The following is a 15589-nucleotide window of genomic DNA, read 5'->3' on the forward strand; positions in this document are numbered from 1 at the left end:
TTGACGGAAAGCCGGGAAGTGACCGGCACCAGTCGAGGAGTCCCCCATGAACGAGCTCATTGGCCGCGTTTTCAGCTTTGAAAAGCAGGTCTTCCCCAACCAGAGCGCGCTCTATTCGCGTCTGGCGAGCGACGGGCAGAGCCCCAAGGCGCTGATGATTTCCTGCGCCGATTCGCGCGTCGTTCCCGAACACATCATGCAGGCGCAGCCCGGCGATCTGTTCGTCTGCCGCAACGCCGGTAATATCGTTCCCCCCTTTTCGCAGGCCAATGGCGGCGTGTCGTCGACCGTCGAATATGCGGTCGCCGCGCTCGGCGTGCGCGACATCATCGTCTGCGGCCATTCGGACTGCGGCGCGATGAAGGCGCTCGCCTGCGAACAGGATCTGACCGGCATGCCCAATGTCGCGGCGTGGCTGCGCCATGCATCCGCCGCGTACAAGGTGGTCGACGAAAGCTATCCCACGCTCGATCGCGACGACCGCATTCGCGCGGTATCGCTCGAAAATGTCGTCGCGCAGCTCAACCACCTGCGCACCCATCCCTCGGTGGCGGCGGGCATTGCGCGCGGTGAAATCGCGCTGCACGGCTGGTTCGTCGACATCCATGCCGGTCTGGTGCTTGGTCTTGACGGTGCAACCGGCCAGTTCGTGCCGCTGCGCGAGGATCAGCCGCTGCCGGTTGCGCTGCCGCACGCGGCGCGCCGCGCCGCCGCCTTTGCCGAGGCCGCGGAATGAGCATCGCCGCCGGTGCACCGGGAAAGACGGCCGTTCGCGACATTACCGCGTCGGTCGTCGTCTTCCTCGTCGCGATGCCGCTCTGCATGGGCATTGCGATCGCTTCGGGCGTGCCGCCTGAAAAGGGGCTGATCACCGGGATCATCGGCGGCATCGTCGTCGGCATGCTCGCCGGTTCACCGCTTCAGGTGAGCGGCCCGGCGGCGGGCCTTGCCGTCATCGTCTTCGAAATCGTCCAGAAACAGGGGCTGTCCGCGCTCGGGCCGATCCTGATCTTGGCGGGCGCGATCCAGATTGTCGCCGGGCTGTTCAAGCTGGGCGGCTGGTTCCGCGCGATTTCCCCCGCCGTGGTGCACGGCATGCTCGCGGGTATCGGCCTGCTGATCGTCGTCGGCCAGTTCCATGTGCTGTTCGATGCCAAGCCGCTGGCCGGCGGGATCGAGAATCTGCTCGCCATGCCCGGCCGTGTCCTGGGGCTCTCGCCTTCGGGCGGCGGAATTCCGGCGGCGCTGATCACGGGTCTGGTCACCATCGGCACGATGCTCGCCTGGGGCCGCTGGCACCCGAAATCGCTGCGGCTCATCCCCGGCGCGCTGATCGGCGTGGTTGCCGCGACGCTGCTCGCCTCGGGCCTCAACCTCGAGGTGATCCGCGTCAACGTGCCCGAATCGATCACCGGCGCGATCGACCTGCCCGATATGGCGGGCCTTGGCGCGATGCTGATGAACCCCACGATCATCACCACCGCGATCGCGATCGCCTTTATCGCCAGCGCCGAAACGCTTTTGTCGGCGGCGGCGGTAGACCGGATGCACAATGGCGTGCGCACCAATTACAACAAGGAACTGAGCGCACAGGGTGTCGGGAATCTGCTGTGCGGCTTTGCCGGCGCGCTGCCGATGACGGGCGTGATCGTGCGCAGCTCGGCCAATGTGCAGGCGGGGGCGGTGACGCGCCTGTCGGCGGTGCTCCACGGTGTCTGGATCCTCGGTTTCGTCGCGCTCCTGCCCTGGCTGCTGCGCGAGATCCCGATGGCGGCGCTGGCCGGCGTGCTGGTGGTGACGGGCTGGAAGCTGGTGAGCTTCGATCATGTCCGCCATCTTTTCTCGCGCTATGGTCTGCTGCCCGCGCTCGTCTGGGCCGGCACCTTCACCATGGTGGTGGCGACCGATCTGCTGACCGGTGTGCTTGTTGGCCTTGCGCTCTCGATGCTCGAACTGATCCCGCATGTCCGCAGGCTGGCGCTGCGCGTCGAGAACAGGTTGCACGGCGAGACGCCCGAAATCGTGCTCGATGGGGCGGCAACCTTCGTCGCGCTGCCCAAGATCAGCGCCGCGCTCGATACCGCGCCGCAGGGCGACCGGCTGAAGCTCAACCTCGAACGGATGAGCCATGTCGATCATACCTGCGCCGAGATGATCGAGGACTGGATCAAGCGCCGTCGCGAGGCGGGCGCGACGGTCGAGGTGGCCGGATCCTGTTCGAACGCCGCGCGCTGGGCGGCCGCCTGATACCGGATGCTCCCGGGGGGCGGGGTGGGAAACCACCCCGCCCTTTTTTCATGGGCGCATATCAGCCGAGCGCTTCGGCCACTGCCTTGCCGCAAGTCACGGTATCGGCACTGCCCTTCAGATCGGCGGTACGCAGCGCGGGATCGGCGAGCACGGTTTCTATCGCGCGCATGATCGCGGCAGCCGCCTCCGCCTCGCCCAGATGCTCGAGCATCATCGCGGCCGACCAGATCTGCCCCACCGGATTGGCGATGCCCTTGCCCGCAATGTCGGGCGCCGATCCATGGACGGGCTCGAACAAGGACGGCGCGGTGCGATCGGGATTGATGTTGCCCGAAGGCGCCACCCCGATCGTTCCCGTGCAGGCGGGGCCGAGATCGGAGAGGATGTCGCCGAACAGGTTGGACGCGACGACGACGTCGAACCGGTCGGGGTTGAGCACGAACTGCGCGGTCAGGATGTCGATATGATATTTGTCCCAGCGCACATCGGGATAATGCGCCGCCATCGCCTCCACGCGTTCGTCCCAATAGGGCATGGTGATCGCGATGCCGTTCGATTTGGTGGCCGAGGTCAGGTGCCGGTTCGGACGGCGATTGGCGAGTTCGAAGGCATAGCGCAGAACGCGGTCCACGCCGTGGCGCGACATCACCGTTTCCTGCAGCACGATCTCGCGCTCGGTCCCCGGATACATGCGGCCGCCGACCGAGGAATATTCGCCCTCGGTATTCTCGCGCACGATCCACATATCGATGCTGCCCGGCCCGCGCCCGGCGAGCGGCGAGGGGACGCCCGGCATCAGCCGCGCGGGGCGCAGATTGACATATTGATCATATTCGCGGCGAAACTGGAGCAGCGATCCCCAGAGCGAGACATGGTCGGGCACCGTATCGGGCCAGCCCACCGCGCCGAAGAAGATGGCGTCGGCCGCACCGATCCGCTCCTTCCAGTCATCGGGCATCATCTGGCCGTGGCGGGCATAATAGTCGCAGCTCGCGAAATCATGCCATTGCTGCTCGATGGTAAAGCCGTGGAGCGCGGCCGCGCGTTCGAGCACGCGCACGCCTTCGGGCATCACTTCCTTGCCGATGCCGTCCCCGGCGATGACGGCGATACGATAATGGCGATCCCGTGCCATGGCGTTTTCCTTCCTGCGCGTGTTCGGCGGACGGTCTGCCAGCGGGGCTTGCGGGTGACGACCCGGATTTAGGGGGGGGCGTTCAGTTCGGCGCGAGATCGCGTGGAAAGCGGTGGATCATCTCGCCGGTAATCGCGGCCCACGCATCGAGCATCGCGTCGACCCGGGCGACTCCGGTATCGGTGATCGAAACGATGCCGCGCCGCCGATCGGATACATCGCCGCTCAGCTGGACCATCCCGTCGCGCTTCAGCACGAGCAGCCAGCGATAGGCGGTGGTCGCCGGCACCATCGAGGCGATATAGGCATCGTTCTGATAGACGGTCCGTCCGCGCTGGCGACAGATATACAGGTCGATCAGCATGTTGAACGCGGCTTCACCGAAATAGCCGGGGTTGAAGATATCACGGCGGACCGCGCGGGCGCGCAGGATGGCTTCGGCCAGGGCGATGCGCCAGCGCTGATCGGGATGGATGAGCGTGGCGCGGGTTCCACAAACCGCTGCTGCGCTTGTGATGGGGGGCCAATGCCCCGGTGCAACAGTTGATGCGCCCTGACGGTTTTTATTCGACACAGTCCGCTCCACTTCCGAGTCCGACCATTCCGATAACGTAATGACATTGTTGTCATTTGCCATCACTTTGTGAAGACACGACAAATTCTTTGCAACTGTCTTTCGACCGCAAATCATTTCATCCGTTGCAGAAATTGGATTAAGCGCGGGGGGAATATTCCATCGGGGGACGTACATGGCGCACGCCTGGCGCATCGTAGCGGGTCTTGTCGTCGGGCTGGTGCTCGGCATCCTGTGCAGCCGTACGGGCTTTGCCTATCTCGACGCGACGGTCGCGATTGCCGAGCCGGTGGGCGGGCTCTGGCTCGACGCGCTCAAGATGACGATCATCCCGCTGGTGATCGCGCTGCTGATCACCGGCATTGCGCGCACCGCCGACAGCGCGCGCGGCGGCGGGTTGGCGCTGCGCTCGGTGGCGTTGTTCATCGGGCTGCTCTGGCTGTCGACCGCGATCGCCGCGATCCTCGTGCCAGCGCTCCTCAATCTGTGGCCGATGCCCGAGGCCGCCGCCGCCGCGCTGCGGGGGGCGCTGGGGCAGCCGCATGCGGCGGTGACCGCCGCGCCCGGGCTGGCCGAATTCCTGCGGTCGGTGGTGCCGACCAATCCGGTGGCCGCCGCCGCGAGCAACGCGCTGCTGCCGCTCATCCTGTTCACCGCGCTTTTCGCGCTGGCGGTGACGCGGCTTCCCGCCGCGCAGCGCGAGCCGCTTATCGCCTTTTTCGGCGCGATTGCCGATGCCATGCTGGTCATGATCGGCTGGGTGCTGTGGCTCGCGCCGCTCGGCGTGCTCGCGCTTGCCTTTGTCGTCGGCGTCCATGCGGGGACCGCGGCGATCGGTGCGCTTGTCCATTATATCATCATCGTCTCGGCGGCGGGGCTCGCGGCCTGGCTGCTCGCCTATCCGGTCGCGCGGCTGGGCGGCGGGGTTTCCATCGGCCGCTTCATCCGCGCGGTGGCGCCCGCGCAGGCGGTGGCGCTCAGCACGCAAAGTTCGCTTGCGTCGCTGCCCACCATGCTGCGCGGGAGCGAGGCGCTCGGCGTCCAGCACGGCGTGGCGAATGTCTCGCTGCCGATTGCGGTCGCGATCTTCCGCGTCACCAGCCCGGCGATGAACCTCGCGGTCGCGCTTTATGTCGCGCACTGGTTCGGTATCGCGCTCACCCCCGGCACGATTGCGGTGGGGGCGGCGGTGGCGGCGATCACCACGCTGGGTTCGGTCAGCCTGCCGGGGCAGGCGAGCTTCCTTACCTCGATCACCCCGATTGCCGCGGCGATGGGGGTTCCGATCGAACCGCTCGCGCTGCTCGTCGCGGTCGAGATGATCCCCGATCTGGTGCGCACCGTCGGCAATGTGACGATGGACGTGGCGGCGACGACCGTGCTGCAGCGGATTGAGGATCGCGCGGCCGATGCGGATGGCTGAGCGGTTGTAGAACCCGCCTGATTCGGCGCGGCATTGGGCGCCGAATCGTCAAATATCATCGTTTCACTTGCAACTTTGTGGCGGTTTTCCGCCATTTCAGACGCAAAATCCTGTCGCTTGTCGACGGGATTATGTCGTTCGTCGCCCGCCCTGCCGTTTGCAGAGACGAGGCGTTTTCCCGTCGATCCGGCCATGCCCGGCCCTGCGCGTGCGGCTATCAAAAAGGGGAGGCGGATCGAACGAAGTCCCAGAGTCGGACGGTTCGCCCACCTTGGATCAGCAGCCTCCCCCTTGGGCCGCGACGAGGCGAAAAGACAAGTTTCAGGAAGGATCGAGAAATGCATGTCACCCCTCTGCGCATCGCAATCAGTTCTGTAATCGCCAGCGCCGCCCTCATCGCGGGCGCCACTACGGCCTTTGCCCAGGAACCGATCGTCTCCACCGCAAATCGCAACGTGCACACCGCCGCTGTCAGCTATGCCGATCTCAACCTCATGACCGAACAGGGCGTCGACAAGCTCACGGGTCGCGTCCGCATCGCCGCCCGCTCGGTCTGCGATGTCCGCTATGCCCCGCGTCCGGTGGGCGAGGAAATGGCATCACGCAAATGCTATAGCGGTGCGATGGACCGCGCCTCGCGCGATATCGAACTGGCGGTTGCCAGCGCTCGCAGCGGCGACCAACTCGCCCGCAACGATGCCGGCGCCCGCATGATCGGCGTATCGCGCCCATAAAATACCGGATCGGGGAGACCAGACCCCGTCCCCTTTGCCCCACAAGGCAAGCGCGCTCCCGGCCATCCCTTAGGCCGGGAGCGTTGCCTTTTATGGGGTGTTTTTTTGTGTCGCTGTTGGCCGGCGGCCTGTGCGGTCAGCGCCCGGCAAGCGCCTTGGCGGCGGGCAGATAGGTTCGCCCGATGCGGATCTCGATATCGCCGAGATCGGCGAACCAGACCCCCGACCCGTCATGCCGCAGCCGCTGGATCCGATCGCGCCGCACGATGGTGGAGCGGTGGAGCCGGATGAAGCGTTCGGGATCGAGCCTTTCCTCGAGCGAAGCGATCGTCTGGTGGAGCAGGAAGCTGCGTCCGCCGACATGCAGCCGCATATAATCGCGCTCGGCGTCGATTCGCTCGATATCCTCGGCGGCGATGCGCACCAGTTCGGAACGGTGCGGCACCCAGAATTCGCTGGCAAAGGGGGAGGGCGCGGCATCGCCGGGATCGGGCGTGTGGCGGCCTTCGTCCTGGTCGGCATGGCGGCGCGCGCCGACGCGCTGCACCGCGCGCATCAGCCGGTCGGGCGCAACGGGCTTCAGCACATAATCGACCGCCTCGATATCGAACGCCTCGACCGCAAAGCCGTCAAATGCGGTGACGAAGATGATCGCGGGCGCATTGGGCAGGCGCGACAGCGCGCGCGCCACGCCGATGCCGTCCAGTTCGGGCATGGCAATGTCGAGCAACAGCAGATCGGGCTGCAAAGCCTCGGTCAGCCGCAGCGCGGCCGCGCCATCGGAAGCGGTGCCGATGACGTCAATCGCCGGCTCCTTGGCGCAGATCAGTTGCAGGCGCTCGATTGCAAGCGGCTCATCATCGACGATCAGGGTTCGCATCGGCCCCCTGTCTAGCGCAATTTCCGCGAGCGAGGGAATGGCAATTTCGTCACCGAAACGGGCGCTTGCCGAACGACCTGGGGTGTCAGCGGCAGCCACGGCGTGTCTCGGGCATGGTCAGCCGGACGATGAAGCCGCCTTCTTCGGGCGACATCCATTCGATCCGTGCTTCATCGCCGAAGCGCGCGGCCAGCCGGTCGCGGACATTGGCGAGCCCGATTCCCGCCCCCTGGATCTTGTTGACGCTATTGTCCTGGCTCACCACCTTGCCATTGTCGGCAATGGTGATGACCAGCCAGCCATTTTCCGATCGCGCGCTGATTGCGATGGTGACCGGGCGGCTGGCGCGCGACACGCCGTATTTGATCGCATTCTCGACAAGCGGCTGGAGCAGCAGCCCGGGGACGCAGGCGCTGAGCAGGTCCTCGGGAATGTCGAACCGGGTGCGCAGCCGTTCGGGAAAGCGCACCGCCTCGATATCGAGATAGAGCTTTTGCAGGCGCACCTCTTCTTCCAGCGTCACATCCTCGAGCGGATCGCCCGACAGGCTGGTGCGGTAGAAGGTCGACAGGTTCATGATCATCGCCTCGGCCTCTTCGGGGCGGTTCTTCAGGATCAGCGAACTCAGCGAATTGAGCGTGTTGAACAGGAAATGCGGGTTCACCTGATAACGCAGCGAACGCAGCTCGGCCTGCTGCGCGGCGCGCGCATATTGCGCGGCGCGGCGTTCGGCCACGCGCACCTCGCCGGCATAGGAAATGGCGATATAGAGCGCGGCCCAGGCGCAGAAGAAGAAGAAGCGGTTGATCGCCAGCTCGGCAATCTCCTTCCACATCGGCCATTCGCTGCGCTTCATCTCGATATCCGCCTCGCTCAACAGGCTGTGCGGATCGAAGACGTTGAACATGTAGTAATTCGCCGCCGCGACCGCGATTGCGCAGGGGATGGCGCCGATAAAGGCGGTGGCGACGCGCACCCAGAGCGGCTGGCGGTCAAAGGCGCGCACGAGCAGATAAAGCCCCCAGGTCAGCACGATTCCGATCGCGGTGACGACGATGCGCCGCTGGGTCATTTCGCCCTGTTCGGGGAAATCCATCACCGCCGCGCGCAGCGTCACGACAAGCCCGTAGAAAAGCCAGAACCCGATGATCGAATAAAAGGCCACAAGTGGCCTGACCGTGCGCGGAGTCTCAATGTCGTGCTGTGCGAATTCCATCACAAATATGTAACGCACAAAGCGGGTTGATGGCCATGCGCGCTATGTCGTCCGTCGAATGGCCCCCGGCTTTTGTCGAAAGCCGCTCACCGGGCGGGGGTGGGGGCGCGCGCCGCCCCGGTTTTGCGCGCGTAACGGCGCGCTTTGCAGGGGATGCGCTGTTGCCCGTGCGCCACGCCGGGCACGCGAAAGGCGATAAGATTGTTATTTGGTCGCAACCCTATTGAATCCAGCGGGTTATTCTGATTCCATGATGAATGGGAGCCGAATGCGCCGTTCAAGCGCGGGCAACCGCGCGGGGTGTATAAAGGCTTCAGGGCAAAAGGTCTGGAGTAACGACCATGGGCACTGCATCACGACCCGCAGATGGCACCTTGACGCTGGCGGAACTGAAGGAATTTGCCAGTTTCCCCGCCTCCACCCAGCGTTATATCCGCCGCTCGCTCGATGTGGGGCTGGAACGGCACGACGCGATCGAACTGTGGTCGCGCGATATCGTCGAGTCGGCGAGCATCAACGCGCAGACACGGGTGTATGAACGGCTTCCCGAAATCCGCGCGCTGATCCCCGATGATAGCGGGTTGGCGGAGGTGGAGCGCTTTCTGGCGCCGCTCATCACGCTCTCTGCCTTCGATCTGGGGCAGGAACGGATCGACAGCTTCGGGGCGTATCGCTTCCTCTATGAACGCCTGCTCGGCGCGCATGTGCGTCCCTGGCTGCCCAGCGCGTTTTGCGCGGCGGCGGCGCTGCCGCACCTTCATCCCGAACGGCGGCGGATGCTGCTCCAGTCGCTCAGCGAAGCGGCGGCAACGGCAGCGGGTTGGTCGTCACGCGAACCGCATTTCTATCCGGACTGGGTGGAAAAGGTGGATACCCACGGCGCCAGCGGCTGAGCGCCCCAAAAAGTAAGCCCCGTCGCTTTCGCGGCGGGGCTCCCTTGACGATCCAACTCCGAATAGAAGCGGATCTGTCATCTGCTCTTTCTTTCGATCGAGCATAGGAAGAACGGGCGGGGGCGCTTTCGGTTCCCCGCGCCGTCAAAAAAATTCAGGATCAAGGCGAAACGCCGAAATCCGCGAAGCGGCCTTCGATATCGGCGTCGATCTTGCGGGCCGCCGCCAGATCGGCGTCCGCTTCCTTGATCATCCCCAGCCGCTTCTTCGCAATGCCACGGCCGAGCAGGCTTGGGGCCAATCCGGGCATCTTGGTCAGCGCGGCGTCATAATCCGCGATCGCCAGCGCATAATCGCCCTTGCGCAGATAAACGAGGCCACGGCTGTCCAGATACATGGCGTTGCCGGTACGCGTCACGGCAATCGTGCAATCCTCAAGCGCCTTGTTGAGGCCGATATTGCGGTTGGCGCGCTCCCAGCAGGCGTTGTTCCGACGCGCCATGTTTTCGGGTTGTTCCTGAACAAGCCCATCCAGATATGCCAGTAACGGCGCCGGGTCGCCTGCAATCGCATCCAGGTTTGCGGCGGCGCCCAGGATATGCGTTTTATGGGTCGGATATTGCTTTGCGGCATCGGCATAGGCCAGTTTCAGGCGCTGGAACGCGCCCTGATCGGCGGCCACGCGCTTCATGGCGGCCATGTCGAAATTGCGCGTTGGCTCAATGGCAATCGCCGCGACAATGTCGTCGGCTATTGCGCTGGTATCGGGATAACTGTCGATCATCGATAAGCGTACGCCATAGGCATCTGCCGAAGGCTGCAGCGCGAGCGATTGTTTGATCGCTTCAAGGGCTTCCTTCTTTCGATCGAGATTGACGAGCGCATTGGCGCGCAGGGCGTGGGCATATGGGTTGTTCGGAAGACGCTTTGCAAAGGCATCGGCAGCCGCCAGCGCCTGATCGAGATTGCGGCTTCTGGTATATGCTCTGGTGAGCCCGATATTCGCTTCAACATCGTCTGGCATCCGATCGACCGCGATGGCGAAATCGGACTGCGCGGCGTCGAACTGGTCTAGCGCCAGGCGCAGGCCGCCGCGCTTTTCATATGCGCGTCCATTTTGCGGATCACGAAGAATGATCCGGTCCATCAGGTAGATGGCATCTTCAACCCTGCCGGTCCTGACGAGAAACTCGGCCTTCATCCAGTTTGCGTTCGCATGATCGGGATTCGTCGCCAGTGCAGCGTCCAGATCCTGTCCTGCAGCCTGAAAACGGCCCAGGGCGATTTGCGCTCCGGCGCGGGCCGCCAGCGTGTCGGGCGTCCGTTTGCCTTGGGCGATCAGCGGATCGAGCAGCAGAAGCGCCTTTTCGGGCGTGCCGCTCGTCACAAGCTTGCCGGCTTCGGCAATCGCCTGCGCTTCCGTGGATTGTGGCGCTGCCGCTGCCGGCTCCGAAGCATTTTTCGGCGCGCGGATGAACAGGGTCTTTGCGAATATGTCGTCGCTTTGCGAATCGGCCGCCTTGACGGCGGCAAGGCTTAGTTCGCCGGGGACCGAGCGGTCGAGCGCCGTCATGTCGAAGCGCCCGTCCTTCAGGCTGGCGGTGCGCTTATACTGAACGCCGCCAATGGTCTCGTCGAAGCTTTCGCCTTCGATCGAAAACCCCTTGCCCGCATCGGGCAACAGGATGGTCTGGTGGGTCATGATATGCTTCGCATCGATCAGCACGGGAAAATCGGGCGCGCCGGTTTCCCTTTTGGGCGCAAGGTTGCGGCCAAGGCGCGATTTGTCTGCCTCGTACCGCAGAGCGCCGTCATCGTCCCAGTCCATCGTGGCGGTGCCGGTAAAGCCCAGACGAACTTCGCCTGTCGTGGCCACGATCTCTTGCGAAACCGCGTCGATCGACACCCAGTCATGACGTTCCGCCCATAGCTGGCGCAGAAATTCGTCCCGCTGGGTGCTGTTCACCAGCGACAGGAATGTGCGCATCTGCATGGCATAGTCGCCGCGCAGGATGGCCGTTCCCGTCGCCTGCGCGGGCTTGTCGAGGCCCTTGCGTGCATCCAGATCGAGCCGCCATTCATGGGTGGGGGTAGTGGGCCCGTTCCAGACGATCGGCGTCAGCGCGGTGGTATCGCCCCGCAGCACCAGCCCCCATTTGAAGGGCGGGGTGTCGATCGTGTCGATCGCGCCATCACCGGTTCGGGTGCCGTCGATCCAATAGGTTTTTCCGCCGATCGTGGTGCGCACGATGACATGATCGAACCGCCCGGGCGCGGGCAGGGCTTCGTCCACCCCGTCGGACCGTTGCGCGGAAACCAGCACGGGTGCGGCTTCGATTCCGAGCCCGTGAAGCAGTGCGAGGAGGAGCGCCGTCTTGCCTTTGCAATCGCCGCTGCGCGCCTGCCACACGGCGTCGGCGGCGGTGGGGATGTAATTGCCCAGCCCGCCAAGATCGGCGAAATAGCGCACATCGGTCTGGACAAGGCGCAGCGCCTCGGTGGCGCGGGCCATGGGATCGCTTGAGCGCGCGGCAATGCGCGCAATTTCCTCCGCAAGCGGCGAATCCGGTGCCAGCATCGCCGCCTGCGCGTATTTCGGTGCCATCAGGCGCGCAATGGCGCCCCAGTCCGCGAAATCGGAAATCTGCACCAGCCCCTGATCGACGAAGCGGCCCGGCGTGGCATCGGGAAATTTGACGCTGGTGTAATTGGACTGATCGACGGTCAGCGTGGTGAAGCCGGCGGCATCACTCTTTTTCGGCTTCGGGATTGCGCTGCCGAAACGCCATTTCACCGCGCGCTTGGCGGGCCAGCTGTACCGCAGGTGGAGCCTTTCCGTCTTTTGGCCGCCGAGGAACATGTTGTTCGCCTCGACATGCCCGTCCAGCGCCTCATCGGCGAGGTCGATCGTGACCCCCAGCTCGAGCGTATCGCCGACCCTGAGCCCGGGAACCGGTGCCACTGCGGTGCGAATGCCGTTGATTTGCGCCTGCTCAAGCGCGGCTTCGCGCTGCAATATCTTGAAGTGGCTGCCATCGCCGAGCACGTTGATCACCTGCCCATCGCGGTGGATGGCAAGCGTATGGACCGTCGCCGAGCCCTTTTCGGGCTGCCAGGCGACGGTGGCGGTGCCCGCCGCCTGAACCGCCGCCGGTGTCGTCAGGTGAAACAGCTGGCGCGAATATTGATGCAGCCCGGCGTCATCGATCCGCATCTGGTAATCCGCCAGGCGCGCGCTGAGGCCCTCCTCCTTGGGGGGCGGAGCAGAGGGGGCATCCACCTTGACTACCCAGGCCGGTGTCGGCCCCACCTTTACCTTGTCTTCCGCCTGCGCCGCAGTGGCCATCGCCACCACGGCTGCGCCCAAGAGCCACCGTTTCAAATCTGTTCCCCCGCTTAATGCGGGAGAAACAATAGCATGGCCTTATGTTGCGGCAATGCTGCGCATGTTCAGCCGTGGTGCAGCCGCAGCACGCTGCTTTGCAGAAAGGGCGCGACGATGCGCTGGACGCGGTCTGACCGGGTGGAGCGGATCGCGAGATTGTAGAAGGAATTGGCGATGACATCGGCGATCTGGACGCCGGCGGAGCGGCGGCTGTCGGCGAGTTCGGTGCGGCCGCAGGTGCCGATCAGCGCGGCGATATCCGCGCGGACGGCAGCGAGCATCGCGGGGGAATAGCGACCATCGTCGATGACGATTTCGGCGCAGCCTTCCACCTCGGGCAACCAGGCGCCGACGACCTGTTCGAGCAGGCGGACATAGACCTTCAGGTCGAAATCCTGCTCGCCGGGTTGCGGGCGCGGCATCGTCTTGTCGTCGAACGCGGCGACGATCGCGCGGCCGTGATAGCGTTCGAGCAGTTCGAAGAAGAGCGCGCGTTCGACGAGCGAGATCCGGCTGCCCTTCATCTCGCCGCGCAGCCCCGTCACCGTCTTGAAGCGGTCGAGAAGATCGTCGGCGGCATCCGCGTCGATCGACACGGCGGCAAAGACCATCGCACCGGCCGAAACGCCGCCGCTTTCATCGCAATAGATCGGCACTCACTTCCCCTCTCTGCCCAGCATTGGCGCTGGTTTCAGACGCACGGATAGCGTTTTTTCATGAGATCGGCATAGACCATGCTCACCCCCATCTCCGCGCGCTTTTCGGGCGGCACGGCACCCAGCGCGCCGAACAGGTCGGACGAGGTGAGCCCCGAGCGTGGCGGCGGGCAGCTGTGCGGCGGCTCGCCGCGCCCCGTGCTCTGGGTCAGCATTGTGCGATAGCCGCGCGCGATCCGCGCGATATCGCGCTTCATCGCGGCCAGCTCTTCCGACTCTGCTGCGAGCGGGCCGAGCGCGCGCACCGCATCGGCGCGGGCGAGCAGGTCCTTGACGCTGATATCCTGCGCGCTGAGCGGGGGGGCAGAAACGCCAACGGCGCCTGCAGGTGCAAGCGCCGTCACGGTCAGCAGCCAGGCCGACAACAAAGGCATTACGATCAGGCGCCCTGTGGCGCCGGATCACCGAACCCGCCACCGCGCGGGCGCCGGGTCTTGGGGATGGACGACCCCCCCGTGCCCAGTGCCTGCGGACGCCGGTAGCTGCCGTCATGGCGGCCGATATCCTCGCCCACGATGACGCGCTTCGATTCCTCGCCCGAGAGCGTCTCATATTCGAGCAGCGCTTCGGCCAGACGGTGGAGCTGATCGAGATTGTCGGTCAGCACCTTGCGGGCGGCTGCCTCGCCTTCCTCGACCAGACGGCGCACTTCGCTGTCGATGAGGCGCGAGGTTTCTTCGGACATGTTCTGCGCGCGGGCAACCGAATGGCCGAGGAACACCTCGTCCTGATTGTCGCGGTAGCGCAGCCAGCCGAGCTTTTCGGACATGCCATATTCCATCACCATCGCACGGGCCATGTCGGTGGCCTGCTGGATGTCGTTGGAAGCGCCGGTGTTGAGCTCGTCCATGCCGTAGATCAGCTGTTCGGCGATCCGGCCACCGAAGCAGAGCGCGAGCTTAGCCTTCATCTGCTTCATCGTCATCGAATAGCGATCGCGATCGGGCAGGTTCCAGGTCACGCCCAGCGCGCGGCCGCGCGGAATGATCGTCACCTTGTGCAGCGGGTCGCAACCCGGCACGTGGAGCGAAACGAGCGCGTGGCCGGCTTCGTGATAGGCGGTGGCCTTTTTCTCGTCCTCGGTCATCGCCATGGACTTGCGTTCGGAGCCCATCATGACCTTGTCCTTGGCCTCTTCGAACTCCTGCATCGCAATCAGGCGCTTGCCCTTGCGCGCGGCGAGGAGCGCGGCCTCGTTGACGAGGTTGGCGAGATCGGCACCCGAAAAGCCCGGCGTGCCGCGCGCGATGGTGCGCGGATCGACATCGGGGGCGAGCGGCGTCTTCTTCATGTGGACGAGCAGGATCTTCTCGCGGCCCTCGATATCCGGGCGGGGAACGACGACCTGGCGGTCGAAGCGGCCCGGACGAAGCAGCGCGGGATCGAGCACGTCGGGGCGGTTGGTGGCCGCGACGATGATGATGCCTTCATTGGCCTCGAAACCGTCCATCTCGACGAGCAACTGGTTGAGCGTCTGTTCACGCTCGTCATTGCCGTTGCCAAGACCGGCGCCGCGGTGGCGGCCGACCGCATCGATTTCGTCGATGAAGACGATGCAGGGCGCGTTCTTCTTGGCCTGTTCGAACATGTCGCGGACACGGCTCGCGCCGACGCCGACGAACATTTCAACGAAGTCCGACCCCGAAATGGTGAAGAAGGGGACGCCCGCTTCGCCCGCAATTGCACGGGCGAGCAGCGTCTTGCCGGTGCCGGGCGAGCCGACGAGCAGCGCGCCCTTCGGGATCTTGCCGCCGAGGCGGGCGAATTTGGTCGGGTCCTTCAGGAAGTCGACGATTTCCTGCAGCTCCTCGCGCGCCTCGTCGATGCCGGCGACGTCGTCAAAGGTCACGCGGCCTTCCTTCTGCGTCAGCATGCGCGCGCGCGACTTGCCGAAACCCATCGCGCCCGAGCCTGCATTTTTCTGCATCTGGCGCATGATGAAGAACGCGATGCCGATGATCAGGATGAAGGGCAGCGACTGATAGAGGATGACCATCCAGATCGACGGCTGTTCCTCGGGCTTGGCGCTGAAATTGACGTTCTTTTCCTTGAGACGCTCGATCAGCATCGGATCGTTCGGCGCATAGGTGCGGAACGCCTTGTCGTCGGTCAGCGTACCCGAGACGACGTCGCCCGCGATCTCGACCTTCTTGACCGAGCCTTCATCGACGCGCTGGAGGAATTCGGAATAGGCGATCCCCTCCGCATTCGCGATGCGCGTGCGTCCGTCGAACATGGTTACGAACAGCGCCAGCGACACGAGGATACCGACCCAGATGAGAAGGCTCTTCATCCAGGGGTTGGTTTCGGGCGGCTTGTTGTCGTTTTCGTTCATCAGGGTTTCCGCAAAGAATCTCTGTCCCTAAAATAGGGGTTCAAAGTT

General features: G+C 64.6%; 13 protein-coding genes. 5 read left to right on the plus strand and 8 right to left on the minus strand.

What is annotated here, in order from left to right; genetic code table 11:
- The first annotated feature begins 46 nt into the window (after positions 1–46).
- Positions 47–736 (plus strand): carbonic anhydrase, encoded by a 690-nt coding sequence (locus tag QYC26_RS09765; RefSeq protein WP_317512043.1) that lies wholly within the window; start codon positions 47–49, stop codon positions 734–736.
- Positions 733–2247 carry a SulP family inorganic anion transporter gene (locus QYC26_RS09770; RefSeq protein ID WP_317512044.1) on the plus strand — a complete coding sequence of 505 codons (1515 nt, stop codon included), beginning with the start codon at positions 733–735 and terminating at the stop codon, positions 2245–2247. The genes QYC26_RS09765 and QYC26_RS09770 overlap by 4 nt, the downstream gene beginning before the upstream one ends.
- A gap of 61 nt (positions 2248–2308) precedes the next feature.
- Here the strand turns inward: QYC26_RS09770 and QYC26_RS09775 are convergent, their stop codons facing one another.
- The gene (locus QYC26_RS09775) at positions 2309–3385 is read right to left on the minus strand and encodes a tartrate dehydrogenase (protein WP_317512045.1); all 1077 of its coding nucleotides are present in this window, start codon (positions 3383–3385) and stop codon (positions 2309–2311) included.
- Between the two features lie 82 nt (positions 3386–3467).
- Entirely contained in the window at positions 3468–3959 is a 492-nt protein-coding gene (locus QYC26_RS09780) for a MarR family winged helix-turn-helix transcriptional regulator (RefSeq protein ID WP_317512046.1), read from the minus strand.
- A gap of 175 nt (positions 3960–4134) precedes the next feature.
- On the opposite strand from QYC26_RS09780, the gene QYC26_RS09785 reads away from it, so the two are divergent.
- Together QYC26_RS09785 and QYC26_RS09790 are read left to right on the plus strand one after the other, a co-directional pair.
- Entirely contained in the window at positions 4135–5382 is a 1248-nt protein-coding gene (locus QYC26_RS09785) for a dicarboxylate/amino acid:cation symporter (protein ID WP_317512047.1), read from the plus strand.
- A gap of 338 nt (positions 5383–5720) precedes the next feature.
- Positions 5721–6116 (plus strand): UrcA family protein, encoded by a 396-nt coding sequence (locus tag QYC26_RS09790; RefSeq protein WP_317512048.1) that lies wholly within the window; start codon positions 5721–5723, stop codon positions 6114–6116.
- Positions 6117–6252: 136 nt separating this feature from the next.
- Here the strand turns inward: QYC26_RS09790 and QYC26_RS09795 are convergent, their stop codons facing one another.
- Both QYC26_RS09795 and QYC26_RS09800 read right to left on the minus strand, forming a co-directional pair.
- Positions 6253–6996, minus strand: coding sequence for a LytTR family DNA-binding domain-containing protein (locus tag QYC26_RS09795; RefSeq protein ID WP_317512049.1), 744 nt, complete (start codon positions 6994–6996; stop codon positions 6253–6255).
- An 85-nt stretch (positions 6997–7081) separates the two neighbouring features.
- Positions 7082–8212 (minus strand): sensor histidine kinase, encoded by a 1131-nt coding sequence (locus QYC26_RS09800; protein ID WP_317512050.1) that lies wholly within the window; start codon positions 8210–8212, stop codon positions 7082–7084.
- 341 nt (positions 8213–8553) lie between these two features.
- Here QYC26_RS09800 and QYC26_RS09805 point away from each other — a divergent pair, with 341 nt between their 5' ends.
- Positions 8554–9105, plus strand: a complete 552-nt coding sequence (locus QYC26_RS09805) for a hypothetical protein (RefSeq protein ID WP_317512051.1) — start codon at positions 8554–8556, stop codon at positions 9103–9105.
- A 160-nt stretch (positions 9106–9265) separates the two neighbouring features.
- On the opposite strand, the gene QYC26_RS09810 is transcribed toward QYC26_RS09805, so the two are convergent.
- The 4 genes from QYC26_RS09810 to ftsH all read right to left on the minus strand — a co-directional run bounded on the left by QYC26_RS09810 (position 9266) and on the right by ftsH (position 15541).
- Positions 9266–12487 carry a DUF3857 domain-containing protein gene (locus QYC26_RS09810; protein ID WP_317512052.1) on the minus strand — a complete coding sequence of 1074 codons (3222 nt, stop codon included), beginning with the start codon at positions 12485–12487 and terminating at the stop codon, positions 9266–9268.
- Between the two features lie 68 nt (positions 12488–12555).
- A complete protein-coding gene (locus QYC26_RS09815) occupies positions 12556–13146 on the minus strand; it encodes a DUF3800 domain-containing protein (RefSeq protein WP_317512053.1) in 591 nt (196 codons plus the stop codon).
- A gap of 35 nt (positions 13147–13181) precedes the next feature.
- Positions 13182–13580, minus strand: coding sequence for a hypothetical protein (locus QYC26_RS09820; RefSeq protein ID WP_317512054.1), 399 nt, complete (start codon positions 13578–13580; stop codon positions 13182–13184).
- A gap of 5 nt (positions 13581–13585) precedes the next feature.
- Positions 13586–15541: an ATP-dependent zinc metalloprotease FtsH gene (gene ftsH / locus QYC26_RS09825; protein WP_317512055.1), complete on the minus strand. Its 1956-nt coding sequence runs from the start codon at positions 15539–15541 to the stop codon at positions 13586–13588.
- Between the last annotated feature and the right edge of the window lie 48 nt (positions 15542–15589).

The sequence above is a fragment of the Sphingomonas sp. C3-2 genome (genome assembly GCF_033025475.1).
GTDB lineage: Bacteria > Pseudomonadota > Alphaproteobacteria > Sphingomonadales > Sphingomonadaceae > Sphingobium_A.

Excerpts from the sequence above, each read along its gene's own strand:
- QYC26_RS09785 (WP_317512047.1), top strand. The coding sequence starts at position 4,135 with ATGGCGCACGCCTGGCGCATCGTAGCGGGTCTTGTCGTCGGGCTGGTG.
- QYC26_RS09775 (WP_317512045.1), bottom strand. The coding sequence starts at position 3,385 with ATGGCACGGGATCGCCATTATCGTATCGCCGTCATCGCCGGGGACGGC.
- QYC26_RS09765 (WP_317512043.1), top strand. The coding sequence starts at position 47 with ATGAACGAGCTCATTGGCCGCGTTTTCAGCTTTGAAAAGCAGGTCTTC.
- QYC26_RS09795 (WP_317512049.1), bottom strand. The coding sequence starts at position 6,996 with ATGCGAACCCTGATCGTCGATGATGAGCCGCTTGCAATCGAGCGCCTG.
- QYC26_RS09790 (WP_317512048.1), top strand. The coding sequence starts at position 5,721 with ATGCATGTCACCCCTCTGCGCATCGCAATCAGTTCTGTAATCGCCAGC.
- QYC26_RS09820 (WP_317512054.1), bottom strand. The coding sequence starts at position 13,580 with ATGCCTTTGTTGTCGGCCTGGCTGCTGACCGTGACGGCGCTTGCACCT.
- QYC26_RS09800 (WP_317512050.1), bottom strand. The coding sequence starts at position 8,212 with ATGGAATTCGCACAGCACGACATTGAGACTCCGCGCACGGTCAGGCCA.
- QYC26_RS09805 (WP_317512051.1), top strand. The coding sequence starts at position 8,554 with ATGGGCACTGCATCACGACCCGCAGATGGCACCTTGACGCTGGCGGAA.
- QYC26_RS09770 (WP_317512044.1), top strand. The coding sequence starts at position 733 with ATGAGCATCGCCGCCGGTGCACCGGGAAAGACGGCCGTTCGCGACATT.
- ftsH (WP_317512055.1), bottom strand. The coding sequence starts at position 15,541 with ATGAACGAAAACGACAACAAGCCGCCCGAAACCAACCCCTGGATGAAG.